Below are 23,077 nucleotides of genomic sequence, written 5' to 3' on the forward strand. Positions count from 1 at the left end.
CTCCTCGCCTGTGGAGAGGCGCTGAGCGACACCCCCGAACCGGCGAGACACCCCGCGATCCGAGGGTGTCACGCCGCGTCGGGGGTGTTGCGAGCGCCGCTAGTGCAGGGCGCCGACGGAGGCGAGGGCGCTGCGCAGCAGGGTGCCGCGCCCGCCCTCCATCTCGGCGGCGACCTCGTCGGAGGCGGCCTGGTGCGGCGTCAGCCAGGTGAGCTCGAGGGCGTCCTGCCGCGGGTCGCACGTGCCCGTGACGGGCACCACGTACGCGAGCGACACCGCGTGCTGACGCGGGTCGGTGTAGACCGACGAACCGGGCAGCGGGAAGTACTCGGCGACCTGGAACGGCACCGGAGACGGCGGCAGCTGGGGGAAGGCCATCGGCCCGAGGTCTTTCTCGAGGTGGCGGAACAGAGCGGTGCGCAGGCTCTCGCCGTACATCACCCGGCCCGACACGAGCATGCGCGAGATCGACCCCTCGTCGGAGGCGCGGAGCAGCACCCCGACCTCGGTCACGACCCCCAGGCCGTCGGTCCGCACGGGCACGGCCTCGACGTAGAGGATCGGCAGGTGCTGCCGCGCCTGGAAGAGCTCGTCCTCCGAGAGCCAGCCGGGATTGGGGTCGGGGTCGGGTGTCCGCACGGAGCTCATGGGCCATTCTTACCGGCTCGGGGGCCCGATCGCGTGACGTGACGCTACGGGCGAACAGCACCGGCCCCGATGTCGGCACCCGTCGCTAGGCTCGGCCCATGGTGCAGATCGACCCGTCCCTCGTCCAGTGGTCCGCCGTCGAGGCCGAGCGTGACGGGCGTCCCCTGCTCGTGTTGCTGCACGGCGTGGGCTCGCACGAGGGCGACCTGATCGCGCTCGCCCCCTACCTGCCGCAGCAGTTCGTGGTCGCGTCGCTGCGGGCACCGCTGCCCCACGGCGACGGGTTCTCGTGGTACCCGCTGTCGACTCCCGGCGCACCCGATCCGGGCGCCGTCGACGACGCGGCCGAGGCCGTGCTCGCCTGGCTCGACTCGCTCGGGGCGCACCATCCGTTCGTCAGCCTGCTCGGGTTCTCGCAGGGCGGGTCGCTCTCGCTGCAGCTGCTCCGTCACGCGCCCGAGCGGTTCGCGTTCGCGGCCGTGCTCGCCGGGTTCGTGGTCCCCGCCGCGGGCGACGACGCCACGCTCGAGCGCGCGGCCGCACGCGACGACGCCGTCACGGCCGCCCGCCCCGCCGTCTTCTACGGTCGCGGTGACGTCGACCAGGTCATCCCCGCCGACGCCGTCGAGCGCACGTCCGCCTGGCTCGAGACGCACGCCGACGCCGAGCAGACCGTCTACCCCGGGCTGGCCCACGGCATCTCGCAAGAAGAACTCGACGACCTCAACGCGTTCATCGGTCGCGTCACCGCCGTGCCGGTGGGCGACGGCGGTGCCTCCGTGGTGGCCGACGAGGCCGCCTCCGCCGACTGACCACCGGGCCCCCCCGGCCCCGCACCACCCGACGAACGAAGGAGGCGCGCGATGGCCACGCTCTCGGTGTCCGGTTCCGCCACCCACCGCCACCGTGCCGAGCGCGGCGTCGTCCACCTCACCGTGGGCTTCGACGGCGACGACCGCGAGGCGGTCGTCCGCGACACCGCGGCGGTGCACTCCCGCCTCACCGAACAGGCCACGGCCTGGCGCCGCCAGGAGGCCGCCACCTGGTGGAGCGCACAGAGCGTCACGGTCGCGATCGAGACCGAGGCGACGGCCGACCGGGGCGACGGGGCCGACGCGACCCGCGCCTCCTCGGTGGTGCGGTTCCGCACCCGGGCCGCCGTCGACGTGCGGTTCAGCGACTTCGACGCGTTGGCGTCGTGGGTGGGCGAGGTCGCCGTCGAGCCGGGCGTCACCGTCGAATGGATCGAGTGGTCGCTCAGCCACGACCGTCGGCCCGAGGTCGAGAAGGCCGTGCGGGTCGCCGCGATCGCCGACGCGGTCACCCGGGCCGGCGACTACGCCGAGGCGCTCGGGCTCGGTCGGCCGACGCTGCAGTCGGTCTTCGAGCCGGGGTTGCGGCCCGGCGCTCCCGGTGTGGGCAGCCCGTTCGGCCTGGCCCGTGCCGTCGCGACGTTCTCGTCGGGCGGCCCCGTGACGTTCGACCTGCACCCGGACGACATCGAGGTCACCGCCGAGGTCAGCGCCGACTTCGTCGCCTGACCCGTCTCCGGGCACGACCGACCGGCAGGCCCGCCTCCCGCCTCACAGCAGCCGGTGCCACACTCCCTCGACGCCGATCGGCACGAACCCGACGGCCTCGTTGACCGCGAGCATGGGCCGGTTCTCCTCGGCGTTGAAGGTCAGCACGGACGGGCGTCCCGGCTTCTCGACGACGAGTCGGTCCAGGTTGGCGACCTTGACGAGCCAGCCCAGCCGGTGCCCGCGGTGCTCACGCCGCACGAGGGTCATCTGCTGCATCGCGGGCCGCGACGCGTCGTCGGGCACCGCGAGGTCGGAGCACGCGACGAGTCGGCCGGTCGGCACGTGCTCGGCCGCCGCGGTCAGCGAGGCCCGCCCGCTCGCGGCGCGTCGCTGCTCGGCCTCGACCAGGCGATCGACGGTCCAGACGTCCTCGGGCTCCGGCACGTCGCCCATCGGTGCGTCGGTGCTCAACGCGGTCGCCATCGCCGCGACGTCGGACCGCCAGCGCGGAGGCGTGGGGCCGGACCAGGTGTGGACGCGGTACTCGTCACCCGCCGCGGCGAGCGCCTCGGAGCGGATCGCGGCCAGCGCCTCCTCGTCGACCGGCAGGGGCAGGCGGCTGATGCGCTCGACCTGGCCGAGCGCGTAGCCGCGCGAGAGCGCGAACCGGACCTCCGAGGAGGCGCGGGGCACCCACCCGTGACCGGTCGAGGCCTCGAGGCGGTCGCCCGGGTCGGGGCGCGAGCCCTGGCCGGACGCGACGAATGAGATCGCGTCGGTCCTGCCCGCCGCACGGGCGACGGCCTCGACGTGGTCGAGCAGTGCCGTGCCGAGCCCCCGGCGGCGGTGCTCGGGGTCGACGGCGACCCAGAGCCAGCAGGTCGTGACGGCCGGGTCGGCGAGCGTCTCGTAGGTGGCCTGGCCGACGATGCGACCACCGGACCGCACCACGAACAGCCGCCGCGGCGTGAACCGGTCGTGCCACTGCGGCAGCTGTTCGGCCGGGCCGAAGTCGAGGTCGCCGAAGCCGAGCACCTCGGCCTGGACGGCGTTCTCGAGGCCGATGGCCTCGACGTAGGCGGCGACGCGTGCGGCGCGGTCGGCGCGGTCGGCGCGGTCGGCGTCGGCGTCGTGGCCGGCATCGGCGTCGGCTCCGGCGTCGGAGCGGGGCTCGAGGGTGTCGGGCACGACGATCTCATCGATCACGATGTCGGTCACGGGGGCTCCGGGGTCGTGGCGGGGACGTGGTCCGCCGCCCGGCAGGGCAGCCGACCAGGGTAGCGCCGTCCTCGGCCTCCGCGCCAGGGGGGAGACGGCTCGATCCGCGGCGCGTAGAACGGGGCGATGAGCGATCCCTTCGACCTCGGACGGTACGTCGACGCGCAGGACGCCGGCGGCACCCACGACCAGGCCCTGGCCGAGCTGCGCCGCGGGCGGAAGACCTCGCACTGGATGTGGTTCGTCTTCCCGCAGATCGCCGGCCTCGGCCGCAGCGGCATGGACCGCACCTACGCGATCCGATCGCTCGACGAGGCGCGGGCCTACCTCGCCCATCCCCTGCTCGGCCCGCGCCTGCGCGAGGCGGCGGGCGTCGCGGCCCGGGCGGACGCCGCGAGCGCCGGCGAGCTGATGGGCGGGATCGACGCCCTCAAGCTGCGCTCGTCGATGACCCTGTTCGCGCGGGCCGACCCGGCCGAACCCGAGTTCCGGGCCGTGCTCGATCGATGGTTCGACGGCGTCGAGGACGACCTGACCGTCGCCCGCCTCTGAGCCCGTCCGCGACCGTCCGTCGGCGACGGTTCCTCCCCGGACGAGGAGGCGCGGGTCGTCGCCCCCAGGCGCCGCGCCTCCCCTGCCGGTGTCGGCTCCCCCGGCTACGCTCGTCCGCATGCGCCAGCTCTACCCCGAGATCGAACCCCACGACTCCGGCCTGCTCGACGTCGGCGACGGCCAGCAGGTCTGGTGGGAAGAATGCGGCGACCCCGACGGCAAGCCGGTGGTCTTCCTGCACGGCGGGCCCGGCAGCGGGTCGTCACCCGCGCACCGCCGCCTGTTCGACCCCGACCGGTACCGCATCGTGCTGCTCGACCAACGTGGGGCGGGTCGCAGCACACCCCACGCCGGCACGTTCGGCACCGACCTCTCGACGAACACGACCCGCCACCTCGTGGCCGACCTCGAGACCCTGCGCGAGCACCTGGGCATCGACCGCTGGCAGGTGTTCGGCGGCTCGTGGGGCTCGACCCTCGCGCTCGCCTACGCCGAGACCCACCCCGACCGCGTCACCGAGCTCGTGCTGCGCGGCATCTTCACCCTGCGCCAGAGCGAGCTCGACTGGTTCTACGAGGGCCCGGCGTCGAACGTCCTGCCCGACCGGTGGCAGGGCTACCTCGCCCCGGTGCCCCCCGACGAGCGGCGCCCCGGCGGGCTGATCGAGGCCTATGCGCGACTCCTCGCCGATCCCGACCCCGCCGTCCACGGGCCCGCCGCCGTGGCCTGGTCGTCGTGGGAGGCCTCGGCGATCACCCTGCTGCCCCGCCCCGACCTGGTCGAGCGGTACTCCGACCCGGCGTTCGCACTGGCCTTCGCCCGCATCGAGAACCACTACTTCGTCCATCGCGGCTTCCTCGACGAGGGCCAGCTGATCCGCGACGCACACCTCGTCTCGCACATCCCGACGGTGATCGTGCAGGGGCGCTACGACCTGTGCACACCGGCGACGACGGCCTTCGACCTGCACGCCGCCCTGCCCGGCGCCGAGTTCGTCCTGGTCGACGACGCCGGCCACGCGTTCGACGAGCCGGGCATCCTCGACGCGCTCATCTCGGCGACCGACCGGTTCGCGTCCGAGTCCGAGTCCGAGTCGGAGTCGCCACTCTCGCATGACGAGGCGAGCCGATGACCGTCGTCCTCGCCGGCTGCGGCGACCTCGGCACCGAGGCGGCCCTGCGCTTCGCCGCCCTGGGGCACCACGTCCTCGGGCTTCGTCGCTCGGCCGAGAAGCTGCCCGCGTCGATCGACGGCGTGTCGATCGACCTCGGCGCCACCCGGCCCACGCTGCCCGCCGACACCGAGATCGTCGTCGTCGCCCTCTCGGCCGGGTCCCGCGACGTCGACACCTACCGGGCGTCCTACGTCGACGGCCTGCGGAACGTCCTCGACGCGCTCGACGAGGCGGGGGCCGCCGACGCCCGGGTGCTGTTCGTCTCGTCGACCGCCGTGTACGACGTCGACGACGGCAGCGTCGTCGACGAGACCACCCCGGCGACCGGGGCCTCCCCCACGGCCGAGGTCATCCTCGAGGCCGAGGCCCTGCTGCACGCACGTCGTCCCGACGGCATCGTCCTGCGCCTCGGCGGCATCTACGGCCCGGGCCGGGAGCGACTGATCACCCAGGTGCGCGACGGTGACGCGCGGCTGGCCGAGCCGGCCGGCAGCTCTCCCCACACGAACCGCATCCACCGTGACGACGCGGCGGCCGCGATCGTGCACCTCACCACCACCTCGGCGCCGACCGACGTCCTGTACGTGGGGGTCGACGACGAGCCGTCGAGGCTCGACGACGTGCTGACGTTCGTGGCCGACGAACTGGGGTCGCCCGTGCCGCCGAGCGCGCCTCCTCGGGGTCGTCAGGCGGGCGGCGACAAGCGGTTGTCGAACGCACGACTGCGCGGCACGGGGTTCACCTTCGAGTACCCGACCTTCCGCGAGGGGTACCGGGCCGTGATCGCGGGCGAGGGCGTGCGGCACCCCTGAGCCGGGCCCGGCCCGGCTCGGACGGGCCAGGCGATGCGGGCTTGTCGGACCTACGCCCGCAGGTGCGGGCCAGGTGGGCCCACGCCCGCCGGTGCGAACTGGGGCGGGACGGGGTCACCTCGTCCGCCTCGTCCGCCTCGCGCGCGAGAACGCCGCCCAGCGAATGGGGCACCGCGTGGCGTCGCGGGGCTCGTTCGCTGGGCGGCGTCCTCGAGGGCGGAGGGTGATCAGTGGATCGGCGTGCCACCCGTGACGGCGATGGTCTCGCCGCTGATGTAGCTCGACTCCTGGCTCGCCAGGAAGACGAACGACGGGGCGAGCTCGACGGCCTGGCCCGGGCGGCCGTAGGCGGCCTCCGAGCCGAAGCTCTCGATCTTCTCGTTCGGCACGAAGGCGGGCTGCAGCGGCGTCCAGACGGGGCCGGGCGCGACGCCGTTGACGCGGATGCCGCGTTCGGCCAGCTGCTGGGCCATGGCGCGGGTCCAGTTGGCGATGCCGGCCTTCGACACGGCGTACTCGGCGAGGTCAGGCGAGGGCTGGAAGCCCTGGATCGACGAGGTCGTGATGATCGAGGCCCCCGGCTTCAGGTGGGTCGAGGCGGCCTTGGTCAACCAGAACAGCGGGTAGATGTTGGCCTTGAGGACGTGGTCGAGCGTCTCGGTCTCGAAGTCGTCGATGCTGCTGACGGTCGGCATGACGCCGGCGATGATCGCCAGGATGTCGAGGCCGCCGAGCTCGGCGACCGTCTTCTCGACGACGTCGACGTTGGTCTGCTCGACCTGCAGGTCGCCGGGCAACAGGACGGCGGTGCGACCGGCCTCGCGGACGAGTGCGGCGACTTCCTCGGCCTGGGACTGCTCTTCGGCGAGGTAGCTCAGCGCGACGTCGGCACCCTCGCGGGCGAAGGCGATGGCCGTCGCACGGCCGATGCCGCTGTCGGCACCGGTGACGAGGGCCTTGCGGCCGGCGAGGCGACCGCTGCCGACGTAGCTGGTCTCGCCGTGGTCGGGCTCGGGCTTCATGGCGTGGACGTCGCCGGGAGCGCTCTGCTGCTGGTGCTCGAACGGAGGCTGGGGGTACTGGGTGACGGGGTTCTGCGGGGTGTACATGTTGTCTGCCATGCCCCCGGTGTACGCGGCGGAGTGGGCGCGCCGGCCCAGCTTGTACCCCGGTCGGGGGTGACGTCGACGGCGCGGAGCGACGACAGCAACCAAGGAGGCGCGGCACCACCCCCGGGGAAAGATACGGTGGTCGCGTGCCCCTGCTGCCACTGCCTTCCGAGACTCCCCGTCAGGTCCTGCCCGCCTGGGTGCTGCGCGCCGACCGACGGGCCGCGAAACGCATCAACTCGGTCAGGGGAGTGCCGGTCGTCGACCGCAACCTCAGCCGCCTCAGCCACTTCGCCGACCACGGACTCTTGTGGGCCGCGGTCGCCGCAGGACTCGCCCTCGTCGGCCAGCGTCGTGCCGCGGTGCGGGGCACCCTGTCGCTCGGTTTCGCCAGTGCCATGGCGAACATCGTCGGCAAGCGCATCTTCGGCGGCAACCGGCCCCTGATCGACGACGTCCCGATCGAGCGACGCCTGCGCAGCCAGCCGCTGTCCGCGTCGTTCCCGTCCGGCCACGCGGCCTGTGCCGCCGGCTTCGTGACGGGAGTCGCGATCGAGTCGCCGGGAGCCGCGGCAGCCCTGTTGCCGCTGGCCGGTGCGGTCTCGTGGTCGCGCCTCCACGTGGGGGCGCACTGGACGTCCGACGTCGTCGGCGGGCTGCTCATCGGGTCGGGCGTCGCACTGCTGGGCCGACTCGTGTCGGCACCGCGCGGGCGCTGACCCCGGGCCGGCCCGCCGGCACCCGGTCTACCAGCGGGGGTGGACGGCCTCGCGGAAGTACTGGTCGTAGATGCGGACGACCTCGCTGTCGAGCCCGTCGTCGAGCTCGCCGACGCTGCCGGCCGCGGCGTTCGCCGTGGCCTGCGCGACGTTGCGCGCTCCGGGGATGACCGTGCTGACGCCCGGCTGCTCGACGATCCACGCGAGGGCGGCCTGCGGCACGGTGACGCCGTCGGGGACGGCCGCGGCGAACTCCTGCGCGGCGGCGACGCCCTGCTCGAAGTCGACACCGCTGAAGGTCTCGCCCTGGTCGAAGGCCTCGCCGTGACGGTTGTACGTGCGGTGGTCGTTCTCGGCGAACGTCGTCTCGGTCGTGTACTTGCCCGACAGCAGTCCGCTGGCGAGGGGGACGCGCGCGATGATGCCGACGCCGGCCCGTCGTGCGGCCGGCAGCACCTCGTCGAGGGGCTTGAGACGGAACGCGTTGAAGATGATCTGCACGGTCGCGAGGTTCGGTCGGGCGATGGCGGTGAGTGCCTGGGCGGTCTCCTCGACACTGACGCCGTAGGCACGGATCGCACCGTTCTCGACCAGCTCGTCGAGGGCGTCGTAGACCGCATCGCTCTCGAAGACGGGGGTGGGCGGGCAGTGCAGCTGCACCAGGTCGAGCGTGTCGACGCCGAGGTTGCGGCGCGAACGGTCGGTCCACGCCACGAAGTTGTCGCGGACGTAGTTCGACGGCACCTGGTCGAGCCGACGGCCCATCTTCGTCGCGACCGTGAGGGGCACGTCGGGGTTCGACGCACGGAAGCGCCCGATGATCTGCTCGCTGCGCCCGTCGCCGTACACGTCGGCGGTGTCGAAGAAGGTCACCCCGGACTCGACGGAGGCGCCCAGCACGTCGAGCGCGTCGCTCTCGCTGACGTCGCCCCAGTCGGCACCGAGCTGCCAGGTGCCGAGACCGATGACCGAGACGGGACGGTCGGCGAGGAAGGGTGAACGGGTTCCGAGGGTGCGGCTCTGCATGCCGTCGAGCCTAGCCACGCCGCACGTCGACCCGCCCAGACTGCGAGGGCTCAGCGGCGCGACGCGTTCACGCTGCGGACCAGCGCGTAGGCGACGACGACCGAGACGAACGCCGCGAAGAGGAACGCCGCCCCGAACCCGGCCTGCCCCTGCAGGAGCCGGACGAGCCCGACGATCGCGAGAGCAGCGGCCAGCATGCCGAACACGCGCGCGACGACCGACTTCACGCGGCGTGCGGCCCCGGCCCGACGGCCGCCTCGTCGACGCGACGACACGGTCACCCGAGGCGACGAGCCGAGGCGACCGCCGCCTCCTTCGCCTCTCGCAGTTCGCGCGTCGCTCGCTCGCGGGCGGCCTCGGGCATGGGCAGCCGGTCGCTGAGCGTGAGGTTCGTGGCGATCGTCTCGACGCGCATGCCGAGCGTGGCCCCCAGGACGATCTCGAGGACCGGGGTGGCGTGGTCCCAGCCGCCCGTGGGCGTGCCGTCGTCGTAGGCGCCGCCGCGGCTGGTCACCACGACCGCGGGTCGTCCGAGCATCGGCTGCTGGTCGTCGCCGTCGAAGGGCGCGGTGACGCCGGGCAGGTGGACGTTGTCGACCCAGGCCTTGAGCGTCGAGGGCAGCGAGTAGTTGTAGAGCGGCGCACCGATCAGGACGACGTCGGCGGCGACGAGCTCGGCGATCAGGGCCTGCTGCAGGGCCTCGTGGGCGGGATCGGGGGCGTCGCCCGGCTGCCGGAGCCGCGGCGGCCAGTGCAACGAGCTGTCGCTCAGGTGGGGCAGCGGGTCGACGTGCAGGTCGCGCCGGGTGACCGTGTGGTCGGCGCCGAGGTCGCGCCAGGCGTCGGCGAACGCCGCGGTGATCGCACGGGAGCGGCTCGTCGTGAGGTCGGCGGACGAGTCGAGGTGGAGCAGGTTCGGCATGCGCCCACGGTAGCCCGGGCGACCGACACGGTCGGCGAGGTTGCACACCGGGTGGAGACACCATAATCTCGTGCCAGCGAATTATGACTTGAGGTGATAAGTCATAAAAGTACGCGCTCGGATTCTGACTTGTGAGGTGCCGTGACCGCCACCTGGCCGCCGCTCGACCACGAAGAGGTCGCATGGGTGCCGTCCGGTCGCCCGACGGCCGGATTCCGTGCCGAGCCGTTCGGGTCGACCGTGTTCCGCGCGGCGGTGCCGCCCCTCATCGGCGCACTCGACCCCGCTCCGTCGCCCGAGGTCCGCGCTCTGGCCGAGGACGCCTCTCTCGAACTGACTCGCTTCGATGCCACCCTCGGCGGCGAAGTGGCGGCCTTCGCCCCGCTGCTGCTCCGCAGCGAGGCCCTCGCCTCGTCGCGCATCGAGAACCTGACCGCCAACGCCCGATCCGTGTTCTCGGCCGAGCTCGGGGATGAACGCAAGCGCAACGCGACCCTGATCGCGGCGAACACACGCGCCATGTCGGCCGCGATCGACCTGGCGGACGAACTGACCAGGGCGTCCGTCCTCACGATGCACGCCACGCTGATGGCTGCGGACCCACGACACACTCCGGGCGCCCTCCGGAACGAGCAGGTCTGGATCGGTCGGAGCAGTGCCAGCCCCCTCGGTGCCGAGTTCGTCGCCCCGGTCAGCGCGCGGGTCCCCGGACTCCTCGACGACTGCCTGGAATTCGCACGACGCGACGACCTGCCCGTCCTCGTCCAGGCGGCCGTGACGCACGCCCAGTTCGAGACGATCCATCCGTTCACCGACGGAAACGGTCGGACGGGGCGCTCCCTCACCCAGGCGATGCTGCGGTCCAAGGGGGTCACGCGGTCCGTGACGGTGCCGGTCTCGGCAGGCCTGCTGACCGACGTCGATGCCTACCACCGAGCCTTGACGGCGTACCGGGCAGGTGAACTCGACCCCATCGTGCGATTGACGGCCGAGGCGTCCCTCCGGGCAGTCGCGAACGCCCGGACGCTCGTCGACGAGCTCCACGACGTCCGGGCATCCTGGTCGACCCGCGTCAGCGCGCGGAGCGACTCGTCGGTCTGGCGCCTGCTCGACCTGCTCGTCCACCAACCCGTCCTCGACGCCACGACGGCCGCTTCCCGGCTCTCGCTCGCCCCGAGCAACGTCTACCCCCTGCTCCGACGGCTGGTCGAATCGGGAGTCCTGAAGGAGAAGGCCGAGTACAAGATGGGCACCATCTGGCGCGCGGACGATGTCCTCGAGGCGTTGGACGCGTTCGTGGCACGCTCGGGACGCCGAGGCGAGGCCACCGTGCTGAGCTGAGCCCCTCGGCGGAATGTCGGTGGTGCAGAGCAGGATGGCAACGATGACCGACGTGCTCGAGCGCTTCTCCCCCGCGACCCGTGAGTGGTTCCGGGGGGCGTTCGCCGCGCCGACCCGGGCTCAAGAAGGCGCCTGGACGGCCATCAGCCAGGGCGACCACGCCCTCGTCATCGCGCCGACCGGTTCGGGCAAGACGCTCGCGTCGTTCCTCTGGTCGATCGACTCGTTGGCCTCGTCACCCCCGCCCGACGAGAAGCTGCACCGCACCCGGGTCCTCTACATCTCGCCGCTCAAGGCGCTCGGCGTCGACGTCGAACGCAACCTCCGTTCACCGCTCGTGGGCATCACCCAGACCGCGAGACGCCTGGGCACCGAGGCTCCCGACATCACGGTGGGCGTGCGCTCCGGCGACACGAGCTCGAGCGACCGCGGCCGTCTCGCCCGCACGCCGACCGACATCCTCATCACGACGCCCGAGTCGCTCTACCTCATGCTCACGTCGCAGGCGCGCGAGACCCTCAAGGGCGTGCAGACGGTCATCATCGACGAGGTCCACGCCGTCGCCTCGACGAAGCGCGGTGCACACCTGGCCCTCTCTCTCGAACGCCTCGACGCCCTGCTCGAGAAACCCGCCCAGCGCATCGGGCTCAGCGCGACCGTCCGGCCGCCCGAAGAGGTCGCGCGGTTCCTCGCCGGCCCGGCACCGGTCACCATCGTCAACCCCCGCGCCGACAAGAAGTTCGACCTGCGGGTCGTCGTCCCGGTCGACGACATGACCGAGCTCGGCACCGCCGCCCCACTCGAGGGCTCGGCCGCCGGCGCCGCGCCGCAGGGCTCCATCTGGCCCCACGTGGAAGAGGGCATCGTCGACCTGATCGCCGCGCACCGCTCGACCATCGTCTTCTCGAACTCACGCCGCCTGGCCGAACGCCTCACGGCCCGCCTCAACGACATCTGGATCGAACGCCAGGGCGGCGACCTCGAGGCCGCCGAGCGTGCCACCGAGGAGGCGCGGGGCCAGCTGGTCACCGCCGGCCCGGTCGGCGACGACGCGGCCGCCGACGCCGTCGACCCCTTCGCCCCGGCACCCGCCGCGCAGCGCAACCCGGCGGTCGGCGGCGGCGCGCCGGCCCAGCTCATGGGCGGTTCGGGGCAGACCGCCGGCAGCGATCCCCTGCTCGCCCGGGCCCACCACGGCTCGGTGTCGAAAGACCAACGAGCCCTCATCGAGGACGACCTCAAGAGCGGCCGACTGCGCTGCGTCGTCGCCACGAGCTCGCTCGAGCTCGGCATCGACATGGGTGCGGTCGACCTGGTCATCCAGGTCGAGTCGCCGCCGTCGGTCGCCAGCGGCCTGCAACGCGTCGGCCGCGCCGGGCACCAGGTCGGCGAGACCTCCCGCGGCGTCCTGTTCCCCAAGCACCGGGCCGACCTGATCCACTCCGCCGTCGCCGCCGAGCGCATGGTCGCCGGGCTCATCGAAGAGCTGCGCGTGCCGACCAACCCCCTCGACGTGCTGGCCCAGCAGACCGTCGCGGCCGTGGCGCTCGACGAACTCGACGCCGACGCCTGGTTCGACACCGTGCGCCGCAGCGCCCCGTTCGCCACCCTGCCGCGCTCCGCCTTCGACGCCACCCTCGACCTGCTCAGCGGCAAGTACCCCTCCGACGAGTTCGCCGAACTGCGGCCCCGGATCGTCTGGGACCGCGTGCACGGCACCCTGACCGGTCGTCCCGGGGCCCAACGCCTCGCGGTGACGAGCGGCGGCACCATCCCCGACCGGGGCCTGTTCGGCGTCTTCATGGTCGGCGAGAAGGCCGCCCGCGTCGGCGAGCTCGACGAAGAGATGGTCTACGAGTCCCGGGTCGGCGACGTGTTCGCCCTCGGGGCCACGAGCTGGCGCATCGAGGACATCACGCACGACCGCGTGCTCGTCTCGCCCGCCTACGGCCAGCCCGGTCGCGTCCCCTTCTGGAAGGGCGACGGCATCGGCAGGCCGGCCGAGCTCGGCAAGGCCATCGGCGGCTACGTCCGCGAGCTGTCGAACTCGAGCGAGGCCGACGCCACCACCCGCGTCGCCGCCGGCGGGCTCGACGAGCGGGCGGCACGCAACCTGATCGCGTTCCTCGGCGAACAGAAGGCCGCCACGTCGTACGTGCCGACCGACACCACCCTCGTGGTCGAGCGCTTCCGCGACGAGCTCGGCGACTGGCGCCTCATCCTGCACTCCCCCTACGGCATGCAGGTGCACGCTCCGTGGGCCCTGGCGGTCTCGGCTCGCATCCGCGACCAGCTCGGGGTCGACGGCGGGGCCATGGCTGCCGACGACGGCATCGTCGTGCGCATCCCCGACACCGACGCCGAGCCTCCCGGGGCCGAGCTGTTCTCGTTCGAGCTCGACGACCTCGACGAGATCGTCACCGAAGAGGTCGGCGGCTCCGCCCTGTTCTCGTCACGCTTCCGCGAGTGCGCCGCCCGGGCCCTGCTGCTGCCCCGGTACAACCCCGGCAAGCGGTCGCCGCTCTGGCAACAGCGTCAGCGCTCGTCCCAGCTGCTCGACGTCGCCCGCAAGTACCCGCAGTTCCCGATCGTGCTCGAGGCCGTGCGCGAGGTGCTGCAGGACGTGTACGACCTGCCTGCCCTGATGAGCCTCACCCGCGACCTCGCCAGCCGCACCGTGCGCATCGTCGAGACCGAGACCGAGGTGCCCTCGCCCTTCGCCCGGTCGCTGCTCTTCGGCTACGTCGCGGCCTTCATGTACGAAGGCGACTCACCGCTCGCCGAGCGTCGTGCTGCCGCCCTGTCGCTCGACTCGAGCCTGTTGCAAGAGCTGCTCGGCCGGGCCGAGCTGCGCGAGCTGCTCGACGCCGACGTCATCGACCAGCACGAGCTCGAACTGCAGCGCCTCGCCCCCGACCGCCGGGCCCGCGACATCGAGGGCGTCGTCGACCTGTTGCGACTGCTCGGCCCGCTGACCACCGACGAGATCATCGACCGCAGCTGGCTCGCGGCCACCCTCGTCGCCGGTGACGTGGCCGCCCGCGACGACGCCCACCGCGCGCTCGAGACCGCCCTGACCGACCTCGCCTGGTCGAACCGCGTCCTGCGCTTCACCCACGCCGGCACGGTGCGCTGGGCCGGCATCGAGGACGCCTCGCGCCTCCGCGACGCCCTCGGCGTCGCCCTGCCGATCGGCGTGCCGACCGCCTTCGTCGAACCGGTCGACGACCCGCTGGGCGACCTCATCGGCCGGTTCGCCCGTACCCACGGCCCCTTCACTCCCGCCATGGTGGCCGACCGTCTCGGCCTCGGCACCGCCGTCGTGATGGACACCCTGCGGAAGCTTGCCACCCAGCGTCGCGTCGTCGAGGGCGAGTTCCGCCCCCGACAGCAGGGCAGCGAGTGGTGCGACTCCGAGGTGCTGCGCCGACTGCGCGGCAAGTCGCTGGCCGCGCTCCGGCACGAGGTCGAGCCCGTCGCCCCCGAGACGCTCGGGCGTTTCCTGCCCGCCTGGCAGCACGTCGCCACCGGGCTCAAGGGGTCGGGCCTGCGCGGCCTCGACGGCGTCGTGCAGGTCGTCGACCAGCTCAGCGGGGTCTCGCTGCCCGCCTCGGCCTGGGAGTCCCTGATCCTGCCGGCCCGCGTGACCGACTACAACCCGTCGATGCTCGACGAGCTCACGGCCACCGGCGACGTCATCTGGTCCGGCACCGGCACCCTGCCCGGCAACGACGGCTGGGTCAGCCTGCACCTCGCCGACGGAGCCCAGGTCACCCTGCCCGAGCCGTCCGGAGCCGAGACCGACGACCTGCAACGCGAGGTGCTGGCGGCCCTGGCCGGTGGCGGGGCGTACTTCTTCCGCCAGTTGTCGGACGCCGTGGGCAGCACCGACGACGACGCCCTGGTCACCGCCATCTGGCAGCTCGTCTGGGCCGGGCAGATCACCAACGACACGTTCGCGCCCCTGCGCACCCAGGTGGGCGGCGGACGCACGCCGAGGCCGCGCACCCCGACGCGGTCGCGCTCGTCGTACCGCAGCCGCGGCCGGGTCGCCATGCCTCGACAGGCGGGCCCGCCCACCGTCGGCGGCCGCTGGTCGCTGTTGCCGCTGGCCGAACCCGACGGCACCGTGCGCGCCGCCGCGACGGCCGAGATCCTCCTCGAGCGGCACGGCGTCGTCACCCGCGGCGCCGTCGTCAACGAGGGCGTCCGTGGCGGTTTCTCGACGGCCTACAAGGTGCTCAGCGGCTTCGAAGAGACGGGGCGGGCCCGACGGGGCTACTTCGTCGAGGGCCTCGGGGCGGCCCAGTTCGCGACCGGGCCCACGGTCGACCGCCTGCGGTCGTTCGTGCGCGACGAGGGCGACCGCCGCGACGACGACACCCTCGTCGCCGCGGGTCGTCAGCTCGACGTGCCCGTGGTGACCCTGGCCGCCACCGACCCGGCGAACCCCTACGGGGCGGCCCTGCCCTGGCCCGGGCAGACGCTCGACGGCGCCTCCGCCGACGAGGCCGCGGCCGTGGCGAGCGCGGCGGCACGAGCCGCCACCGCGGCGGCGGCGACCACGGCGACCGGAGCCGGGGAGCGCGCCGAGGCGGGCTCCGCCGCCGGCTCGACCCGCGCCTCCTCGGGGGGCGACGACCGGGCGACGAGCGACACCCCAGGAGGCGCGGGCGGCAAGAAGAAGTCCGGTCACCGCCCGGGGCGCAAGGCCGGTTCGCTCGTGGTGCTCGTCGACGGGCGGCTCGTCGTCTACGTGGAGCGCGGCGGCAAGACGGTGCTGACCTTCGGTGAGCCGGACGAGCGCGAGCTCGCCCTGGCCGCGGGTTCGCTGGCCGCCACCGTGCGCAACCGCATCGGCAAGCTCGCGGTCGAACGGGTCGACGGCGAGTTCGTGTTGGGTACCGCCCTCGGCGACGCCCTGCGCGACGCGGGGTTCGCACCGACGCCGAGCGGCATCCGGCTGAGGGCCTGACCGATGCCCGAAGGAGACACCGTCTACCGCGCCGCCAAGAACCTCGACGCGGTCCTGCGCGGCCAGACGCTCACCGCCAGCGACTTCCGGGTGCCGGCGTTTGCGACCGTCGACCTCAGCGGTGAGGTGATCGACGACGTGATCGCCCGTGGCAAGCACCTGCTGCACCACATCGGCGACCTGACGCTGCACACGCACCTCAAGATGGAGGGCTCGTGGCACGTCTACCGGCACGGCACGAAGTGGAGACGTCCGGCCTACCAGGCGCGCGTCGTGCTCGAGACCGCCGACTGGGTCGCCGTCGGGTTCGACCTCGGCATCGTCGAGCTCGTGGCCCGCGACGACGACGACAGCGTGGTCTCGTACCTCGGCCCCGACCTCCTCGGCCCCGACTGGGACGCGGCGCGCGCCCTCGCCAACCTCGAGGCCGACCCGTCCCGCGAGGTGGGGCTCGCGCTGCTCGACCAACGGGTGCTGGCGGGTGTCGGCAACGTGTACCGCAACGAGCTCTGCTTCCTGAGGGGCGTGCTCCCGACCCGTCCCGTCGGCGACGTCGGGAACCGGCCCAAGATGATCGACCTCGCTCACCGGCTGATCCAGGCCAACAAAGACCGCGTCGACCGCACGACGACCGGCAACCTCCGCGGCACGACCGACTGGGTCTACGGCCGGGCGGGCAAACCGTGCCTGCGCTGCGGCACCAAGATCAAGAGGGGCGAGCTCGGCGAGAGCGAACTCGAACTCCGCGACACCTACTGGTGCCCTCACTGCCAGAGCTGACGGTCGTCTGCCCGACCGCCACGCCACCACGCCACCACGCCACCACGCCACCACGATGTAAACATCCCGCCACGCAATCGTGTGGCGGGATGTTTACATCGTGGCGGCTTGGGTCGGCGGCCGAGCAGCGCCGGGATGCAGGGTCGATCGGCAGGACAGGGTCCGAGCGCCCGAGCACCCGAGCGCCCGACCGGCAGGCCGCGTGTGACGTCCCGTGACGCGGCCCGGCGTCGGTCCGAGGTGACGTGCCTACGATCAGCGACACCCGACGGCCGTACCCGGCGAGCCCGTCAGCGCGAGAGGACGACCATGTCGAACAGCAACCCCACCGACACCCGCAGCACCGCCAGCACCCCCACCACCATCGCCGAGCAGGTGACCGAGTTCAACGAGGGCTTCACCGCGCAGATCGGCCCCGACTTCTCGAAGGTCTTCGACGACGAGCAGAGCACCCTGCGCGAGGCCGGCGTGCCCGACGACGCCGTGCGACCCGGCGACACCGTCGTCGAGGCGACGCTGTTGACGCCCCAGGGCACCGAGGTCTCGCTCGCCGAGACCGTCGGCGAGGGGCCCGCCGTGCTCGTCTTCTACCGCGGTGCCTGGTGCCCCTACTGCAACCTGACGCTGAAGACCTACCAGGCCGAGCTGCTGCCGCGCCTGCGGGAGCGCGGCGTCGCCCTCGTCGCGATCAGCCCGCAGACCCCCGAGGGCTCCGAGGCGTCGGTGACGAACGGCAGCCTCGAGTTCCCTGTGCTGTCCGACCCGGGCAACGTGCTGAGCGGCGCGCTCGGCATCCGCACCGAACCGAGTGCCGACGCCCGCACCGTCCACACCCAGCTCGGGTTCGACGTCGCCGACAGCAACGCCGACGCGACGGGCGACATCCCCTTCCCCACCGTGCTCGTCATCGACCACGACGGGGTCGTCGTCTTCGCCGACGTCCACACCGACTACACGACGCGGACCGAGGTCGACGAGATCGTCGCCGCCCTCGACCTGCTGGAGGCGCGCGCGGCCTGACCCCGCCCGGTCACCCCGCCCGGTCACCGCGCCCGGCCTGACCCCGCCCGGTCACGCCGTCCGGTCACGCCGTCCGGTCACCCCGTCCGGTCACGCCGCGCGGTCACCGCGACGCGTCGCCCGAGGTCGGCACGGGCCAGACGTAGTCCAGGTCGGCGGGTTCGTCGCCGAACGCCGCGGCGTAGGCCTCGGGTGCCTTCGCCAGCAGCTTCGACCGGTGCGAGCGGTGGACGTCCTCCCGACCGAACCACGGAGGCAGCTCGAACTCGTCCGCGCGGAACGCCGCCGCGTCGGCGGGGACCTCGTCGAGGGTGGCCAGCGTCTTGTCCAGGCAGGTGTCGGCGAAGCCCCGAGCGACCCACGCCGCGCAGGTCTCGACCTGGTAGGCCATCAGCGCCGGCCGGTACCCCCGCCACATCGCGGTGACCGGATGGCTCTGCCAGCCGTAGCCGGGCACGACGAGCGCCCGCATGACCTGGAGCGTCTCGACCCGCTGCTTGCCGAGCCGCTTGTCGTCGAGCACCTCGGCGCTGGCACGGAAGTCGGCGTAGGGAAGGAACGTCTGCACCGCACCAGCCAACACGCCCGTGCGGGGCGCCGTGCGGCCGCCGAGGACGGGCGCGCGGCCGGTCCCGAGCCGGGCCGCGGCCGGACGATTGCGAACACCACCCCGCCCCGTGCGGTCCCCCGGGCGCGCATCCGCCTACCCTCGATCGAGGTGACCGGCCCGAACCCGGTGCACCCCGTCACGGTCGAGAGGACCCCATGTCGAACGCCGACTCCCCCATCCCCACCCGCATCGCCGACAAGGTGACCGAGTTCAACGAGGGGTTCACCGCCGAGATCGGCACGGAGGCCACGAAGGTCCTCGACGACGAGCAGTCGGCCCTCCGCGACACGGGCGTCCCCGCGGCCGCCGTCCGGGTGGGCGACACGATCGTGGACGCGACGCTCGTGACGACCGCCGGCGACGAGGTCTCGTTGTCGGAGACCGTCGGTGAGGGCCCGGCCGTCCTGGTCTTCTACCGCGGCGCCTGGTGCCCCTACTGCAACCTGACGCTCAAGACCTACCAGGCCGACCTGCTGCCCGAACTGCGGGAGCGCGGCGTCGCCCTGGTCGCGATCAGCCCCCAGACGCCCGAGGGCAGCGAACGGTCCGTCGCGAACGGCGGCCTCGAGTTCCCGGTGCTGTCCGACCCGGGCAACGTGTTCGTCCGGGCCCTGGGCATCCAGACCGAGCCGGTCGCGGCCGCCCGTGCGGTGCACTCCGACCTCGGTTTCGACGTCGCCGACAGCAACGCCGACGCGACCGCCGACGTTCCGTTCCCGACCGTCCTCGTCGTCGACCGCGACGGCAAGGTCGTCTTCGCCGACGTCCACGTCGACTACACGACCCGCACCGAGGTCGACGAGGTCGTCGCCGCCGTCGACGCGCTCGACACGCCCCCGGCCTCCTGACCGGCACCGCGCCTCCTGAGCCGCACCGCGCCTCCTGACCGGCACCGCGCCTCCTGACCGGCACCGCGCCTCCTGCGCCGCACCGCGCCTCCTAAGGCCGAGGAGGCGCGCCCGGCCCGGCCCCGCCGGTCACGCCCCGCCGGCCAGTCCCCAAGGCACAGCGAAGGACCCCGTCCCCGACGACGGCCCCCGAAGGATCGGGATGCATCGTCCGGGACGGGGTCCTCCGTCGGTCGGCGGTGCCGCTCAGTTCGGACGGCCACCAGCGTCGACGGCGGGTGCCGGGGCGGCGGCGTCCTCGCCGAGACCGACCCGCGAGTGCCGACGCCCGTAGGCGAAGTACACGACGACGCCGATCACGAGCCAGACGGCGAACCGCGCCCAGGTGAGCGTGGTCAGGTTGAACATCAGCCAGACGCAGAGCACCGCCGACAGGATCGGCAGCACGGGTGACAGCGGCACCCGGAACGCCCGCGGGAGGTCGGGCCGGGTGCGCCGCAGCACGATGACGCCGATGCTGACCAGCACGAAGGCCGACAGCGTGCCGATGTTGATCATCTCCTCCAGGACGCCGACGTCGGTGAACCCGGCGATCAGGGCGACGAGCACACCGGCGATGACCTGGACGCGCACGGGCGTCTTGCGGACGGCCGAGGTCTTCGCGAGCCAGCGGGGCAGCAGGCCGTCGCGTGCCATCGAGAAGACGATGCGGGCGAGGCCGAGCAGCAGCACCATGATGACCGTCGTCAGGCCGATGAGGGCTCCGATGGCGATGACCTGGGCGGCCCAGCCGACGCCGACCAGGTCGAAGGCCGTGGCCAGGGTCGGGGCCTCGACGGCGGCGAGGTCGCGGTACGACACCATGCCGGTGAGCACGATGGACACCATGACGTAGAGCACGGTGACGATGGCCAGGCCCAGGAAGATGCCGCGGGGCATGGTCTTCTGCGGGTTCTTGACCTCTTCGGCGCTGGTCGCGACGACGTCGAACCCGATGAAGGCGAAGAAGACGAGCGAGGCGCCGGCGAGCAGGCCGAAGACGCCGTACTGCGCGGGCTCGGCACCCGAGACGAACGAGAAGAGGGACTGCGTCCAGACGTCTCCCTCGCCGGCCGGGCGGGGCTGCGATGCCGGGACGAAGGGCGTGTAGTTCGACGACTTGACGAAGAAGAAGCCGACGACGATGACGAACAGCACGATCGCGACCTTGATCACGGTGAAGACGCTGCCGACGCGCGAGCTGAGCTGCGTGCCCAGGACGAGCAGCACGGTGAAGAACGCGACGATGACGAACGGCGCCCAGCTCAGCTCGAGCGGCCCGATCGACAGGGTGTCGGGCACGTCGAGACCGAAGCCGGAGAACACGGTGCTGAGGTAGATGCCCCAGTACTTGGCCAGCACGGCCGCGCCGGTGAGGGTCTCGAGGATGAGGTCCCACCCGATGATCCAGGCCAGGAACTCGCCGAGGGTGGCGTAGGTGAAGGTGTACGCGCTGCCCGCGACGGGGATGGTCGAGGCGAACTCGGCGTAGCACATGATCGCCAGGCCGCAGGTGACGGCCGCGAGGATGAACGACAGCGTGACGCCCGGGCCCGCGAAGTTCGCGGCGGCGTTGGCGCCCACCGAGAAGATGCCGGCCCCGACCGCGACGGCGATGCCCATGAGGGTCAGGTCGGTGACGCCGAGCGAGCGCTTCAGCCCGTTCTCGGGCCCCGTCGAGTCGGCGAGCGACGACTCGACCGACTTCGTGCGCCACAGGGTGCTGAGACCCCGGGCCTTGGGGACGGTGCTCATGCTGCCTCCTGGGTGGTGCGGGCGATGGGGTCGCCCCGTCTCGGGGGACGACGCGCCAGCATACCGGCGGACCGGCCGCGTCTCGTAGCATGGCGGGCGAGGGGGGCATCGTGGACGGACGACCGTGGCAGCCGACGCGTCCCGAGCGCCCGGCGGCAGCCCGGGAGGCGCGGGCCGGCTCCCCGGCGACGCCCGCCTCCGCGACCGGTCACCCCGACGAGCACGCAGCCGACGTCGATGCTCGCGACGGGTACGACGGGGTGGAGGCCACCGGAGCAGGACGGCGCGCGGGGCGACCCCCGCTGCAGGCGGTCGGACGCCGGACGGGTCGGGCGCTGCGCCGGGGGTGGAGCCGCGCCTCCCGGGCTCGCCGCCTCGGGCTGACGGTCGGCGCCGTCGCCGTGGTGACCGCGCTCGTCGCCGGCGCGGGCCTCGCGATGCAGCCGCGGTACGACGAGCCGGTGCGCCCCGCGATGCTCGTCGACGACCTGCGGTCCGAGCCCACGGCGACCGTCTGGCGGACCGACCTGGCCGGTGCGGCCACGCCCGGCATGCCCTCGGGGTGCGCCTACTACGCGTTCGCCGGGATGGTCGGTGACGACGCGCTCGTCACCGCCCAGTCGGCCGAGCAGTCCGACCGCTGCGGGGGTGCCGGAGGGCGCCTGGCCCGGGTCGACGGCGACACCGGTGACGTGGTGTGGAGCGCGAACGTGGCCACGGCCCTGGGGCGGGCCGTGCGGTCGGTCCGGGTGACGCCGGACGCCGACGGACGCACCGCCACCCTGGTCGTCGAGGTCGACGCGGGTTCGACCCTGGCCCGGCTGGACCTGCGGACGGGCGAGGTCACCGACTGGTCGGCGGCGGTCGAGTCGTCAGATCCCGACCAGGTGACGCGCATCGAGGAGGTCTCGTCGACGACCGTCCTCGTCTCGCACCAGCCCCGGACGAGGTTCGGGCCCGACGGCTCGGGGCCGACCACCGACGAGGGCGACGTGACGGGGTACGAGCTCCGTGCCCTCGACGCCCCCGACGCCGTGTCGTGGCGAGCCGACGAACCGTCGCAGGCCACCGTGAGGCTCGTCGACGACGAGTTCTACGTGCTGACGACGGCCGGCGACGGATCACGGGTGATCGATGCCGCCACCGGTGACGTGCACCGCCTGCCGATCGACGACGACACCTACGGCTGGCCCGAGGCGGCCGGCGACCACGTCGTCGTGACGCTCGCCGCCCCCTCCGGGCAGCAGCTGGTCGCCTTCTCGCAGGACCGGCCGGGCACCGTGGACTGGTCCGCCGACCTGTCGGGCGACGCCTCGCTGATCGTGTCGGACCGGTGCGTCACGGTCACGGCCCCCGTCGTGAGCGGCGACCCGGTGGTCGCCGGGCCGAGGGGCTCCGACGACTCGGGCGACACCGCCGACGCTGGCGACACCGCCGACGCGGACGGACCCGTGGCTCGGAGCGCGGTCACCTGCCTGTCGCCCTCGACGGGCGAGACCGTGTGGTCGACCACGGTCCCGGTCGCCAGCGGACAGACGGTGCAGTCGGGGTGGAACCCCTCGCCGAGCTCCGCCTTCGACGACGTGCAGGTCACCGTCTCACCGTCCAGCGACTTCGGCGACGAGACCTCGACCGTGACGACGTTCGACTCCCACGACGGGCGCGTGGTCTTCGAGGCGACCCTGCCGGGGTTCTCGGCACCCCTCGCCCAGGGCCGGACGACCGTCTACCAGCAGACCTTCGGGGTCGACGGGCGTCTGGCGATCGTCGCCCTCGACCGGTCCAGCGGCCGCGAGCTCTGGCGGACGTCGCGTGACGACGTGCTGACGTACGAGTTCTGGGGGCAGCACCTGGTCGTCGTGACCCAGGACGGCGTCGTCCGACGCCTGGCCGATCCGACGGCGGTGGCCGACCGCTGACGTCACGGCTGCGGCGCCGACGAGGTATTTGTATCACTTTGTTGACACATTGATGTACCGTTCGAGTGACGCGAAAAGGGAGGCCAC

The 23,077-nt window shown here is 73.0% G+C and carries 20 protein-coding genes; 12 read left to right on the top strand and 8 right to left on the bottom strand.

What is annotated here, in order from left to right; translation table 11 throughout:
* Positions 1-99: 99 nt before the first annotated feature.
* Positions 100-648 carry an NUDIX hydrolase family protein gene (locus HQQ78_RS12285; RefSeq protein ID WP_056043756.1) on the bottom strand — a complete coding sequence of 183 codons (549 nt, stop codon included), beginning with the start codon at positions 646-648 and terminating at the stop codon, positions 100-102.
* Positions 649-746: 98 nt separating this feature from the next.
* Between HQQ78_RS12285 and HQQ78_RS12290 the strand changes: the two genes are divergently transcribed.
* Both HQQ78_RS12290 and HQQ78_RS12295 read left to right on the top strand, forming a co-directional pair.
* A complete protein-coding gene (locus HQQ78_RS12290; protein WP_173153571.1) occupies positions 747-1,460 on the top strand; it encodes an alpha/beta hydrolase in 714 nt (237 codons plus the stop codon).
* A gap of 51 nt (positions 1,461-1,511) precedes the next feature.
* Positions 1,512-2,189: an SIMPL domain-containing protein gene (locus HQQ78_RS12295; protein ID WP_173153574.1), complete on the top strand. Its 678-nt coding sequence runs from the start codon at positions 1,512-1,514 to the stop codon at positions 2,187-2,189.
* Between the two features lie 42 nt (positions 2,190-2,231).
* Here HQQ78_RS12295 and HQQ78_RS12300 read toward each other — a convergent pair whose 3' ends face one another.
* Positions 2,232-3,389 (bottom strand): GNAT family N-acetyltransferase, encoded by a 1,158-nt coding sequence (locus tag HQQ78_RS12300; RefSeq protein ID WP_173153577.1) that lies wholly within the window; start codon positions 3,387-3,389, stop codon positions 2,232-2,234.
* Positions 3,390-3,515: 126 nt separating this feature from the next.
* On the opposite strand from HQQ78_RS12300, the gene HQQ78_RS12305 reads away from it, so the two are divergent.
* The 3 genes from HQQ78_RS12305 (at position 3,516) to HQQ78_RS12315 (ending at position 5,927) form a co-directional block, all read left to right on the top strand.
* Positions 3,516-3,941, top strand: a complete 426-nt coding sequence (locus HQQ78_RS12305; RefSeq protein ID WP_056043763.1) for a DUF1810 domain-containing protein — start codon at positions 3,516-3,518, stop codon at positions 3,939-3,941.
* Positions 3,942-4,059: 118 nt separating this feature from the next.
* Positions 4,060-5,073, top strand: a complete 1,014-nt coding sequence (gene pip, locus HQQ78_RS12310) for a prolyl aminopeptidase (RefSeq protein ID WP_173153580.1) — start codon at positions 4,060-4,062, stop codon at positions 5,071-5,073.
* The gene (locus HQQ78_RS12315) at positions 5,070-5,927 is read left to right on the top strand and encodes an NAD-dependent epimerase/dehydratase family protein (protein WP_173153583.1); all 858 of its coding nucleotides are present in this window, start codon (positions 5,070-5,072) and stop codon (positions 5,925-5,927) included. Before pip ends, HQQ78_RS12315 begins: the two co-directional genes overlap by 4 nt.
* A 227-nt stretch (positions 5,928-6,154) precedes the next feature.
* Here HQQ78_RS12315 and HQQ78_RS12320 read toward each other — a convergent pair whose 3' ends face one another.
* Positions 6,155-7,048: an SDR family oxidoreductase gene (locus tag HQQ78_RS12320; protein WP_123571344.1), complete on the bottom strand. Its 894-nt coding sequence runs from the start codon at positions 7,046-7,048 to the stop codon at positions 6,155-6,157.
* Positions 7,049-7,182: 134 nt separating this feature from the next.
* Between HQQ78_RS12320 and HQQ78_RS12325 the strand changes: the two genes are divergently transcribed.
* Positions 7,183-7,755, top strand: a complete 573-nt coding sequence (locus HQQ78_RS12325) for a phosphatase PAP2 family protein (RefSeq protein WP_056043774.1) — start codon at positions 7,183-7,185, stop codon at positions 7,753-7,755.
* Between the two features lie 27 nt (positions 7,756-7,782).
* Here HQQ78_RS12325 and HQQ78_RS12330 read toward each other — a convergent pair whose 3' ends face one another.
* From HQQ78_RS12330 to HQQ78_RS12340, 3 genes are read right to left on the bottom strand one after another with little or no spacing between them, the layout of a single operon-like run.
* Complete coding sequence (locus tag HQQ78_RS12330; RefSeq protein ID WP_056043777.1) at positions 7,783-8,781, bottom strand: aldo/keto reductase; 999 nt, start codon at positions 8,779-8,781, stop codon at positions 7,783-7,785.
* A gap of 50 nt (positions 8,782-8,831) precedes the next feature.
* Complete coding sequence (locus HQQ78_RS12335) at positions 8,832-9,008, bottom strand: hypothetical protein (protein ID WP_157485182.1); 177 nt, start codon at positions 9,006-9,008, stop codon at positions 8,832-8,834.
* A 50-nt stretch (positions 9,009-9,058) separates the two neighbouring features.
* Positions 9,059-9,703: an FMN-dependent NADH-azoreductase gene (locus tag HQQ78_RS12340; RefSeq protein WP_173153586.1), complete on the bottom strand. Its 645-nt coding sequence runs from the start codon at positions 9,701-9,703 to the stop codon at positions 9,059-9,061.
* 141 nt (positions 9,704-9,844) lie between these two features.
* On the opposite strand from HQQ78_RS12340, the gene HQQ78_RS15975 reads away from it, so the two are divergent.
* The 4 genes from HQQ78_RS15975 (at position 9,845) to HQQ78_RS12360 (ending at position 17,819) form a co-directional block, all read left to right on the top strand.
* The gene (locus tag HQQ78_RS15975) at positions 9,845-11,044 is read left to right on the top strand and encodes a Fic family protein (protein WP_173153588.1); all 1,200 of its coding nucleotides are present in this window, start codon (positions 9,845-9,847) and stop codon (positions 11,042-11,044) included.
* A gap of 43 nt (positions 11,045-11,087) precedes the next feature.
* Entirely contained in the window at positions 11,088-16,019 is a 4,932-nt protein-coding gene (locus HQQ78_RS12350; protein ID WP_173153590.1) for a DEAD/DEAH box helicase, read from the top strand.
* Between the two features lie 3 nt (positions 16,020-16,022).
* Complete coding sequence (locus tag HQQ78_RS12355; RefSeq protein ID WP_173153592.1) at positions 16,023-16,799, top strand: Fpg/Nei family DNA glycosylase; 777 nt, start codon at positions 16,023-16,025, stop codon at positions 16,797-16,799.
* A gap of 309 nt (positions 16,800-17,108) precedes the next feature.
* A complete protein-coding gene (locus tag HQQ78_RS12360; RefSeq protein ID WP_173153594.1) occupies positions 17,109-17,819 on the top strand; it encodes a peroxiredoxin-like family protein in 711 nt (236 codons plus the stop codon).
* Between the two features lie 103 nt (positions 17,820-17,922).
* On the opposite strand, the gene HQQ78_RS12365 is transcribed toward HQQ78_RS12360, so the two are convergent.
* Positions 17,923-18,387, bottom strand: coding sequence for an MSMEG_6728 family protein (locus HQQ78_RS12365; protein ID WP_173153596.1), 465 nt, complete (start codon positions 18,385-18,387; stop codon positions 17,923-17,925).
* Positions 18,388-18,584: 197 nt separating this feature from the next.
* Between HQQ78_RS12365 and HQQ78_RS12370 the strand changes: the two genes are divergently transcribed.
* Complete coding sequence (locus HQQ78_RS12370) at positions 18,585-19,277, top strand: peroxiredoxin-like family protein (RefSeq protein WP_056043793.1); 693 nt, start codon at positions 18,585-18,587, stop codon at positions 19,275-19,277.
* 246 nt (positions 19,278-19,523) lie between these two features.
* Here the strand turns inward: HQQ78_RS12370 and HQQ78_RS12375 are convergent, their stop codons facing one another.
* Complete coding sequence (locus HQQ78_RS12375) at positions 19,524-21,071, bottom strand: APC family permease (protein ID WP_056043796.1); 1,548 nt, start codon at positions 21,069-21,071, stop codon at positions 19,524-19,526.
* Positions 21,072-21,181: 110 nt separating this feature from the next.
* Between HQQ78_RS12375 and HQQ78_RS12380 the strand changes: the two genes are divergently transcribed.
* The gene (locus HQQ78_RS12380) at positions 21,182-22,990 is read left to right on the top strand and encodes a PQQ-binding-like beta-propeller repeat protein (RefSeq protein ID WP_173153598.1); all 1,809 of its coding nucleotides are present in this window, start codon (positions 21,182-21,184) and stop codon (positions 22,988-22,990) included.
* Positions 22,991-23,077 lie beyond the last annotated feature (87 nt).

The organism is Frigoribacterium sp. VKM Ac-2859, from assembly GCF_013204925.1.
Classification (GTDB): Bacteria; Actinomycetota; Actinomycetes; order Actinomycetales; family Microbacteriaceae; genus Frigoribacterium.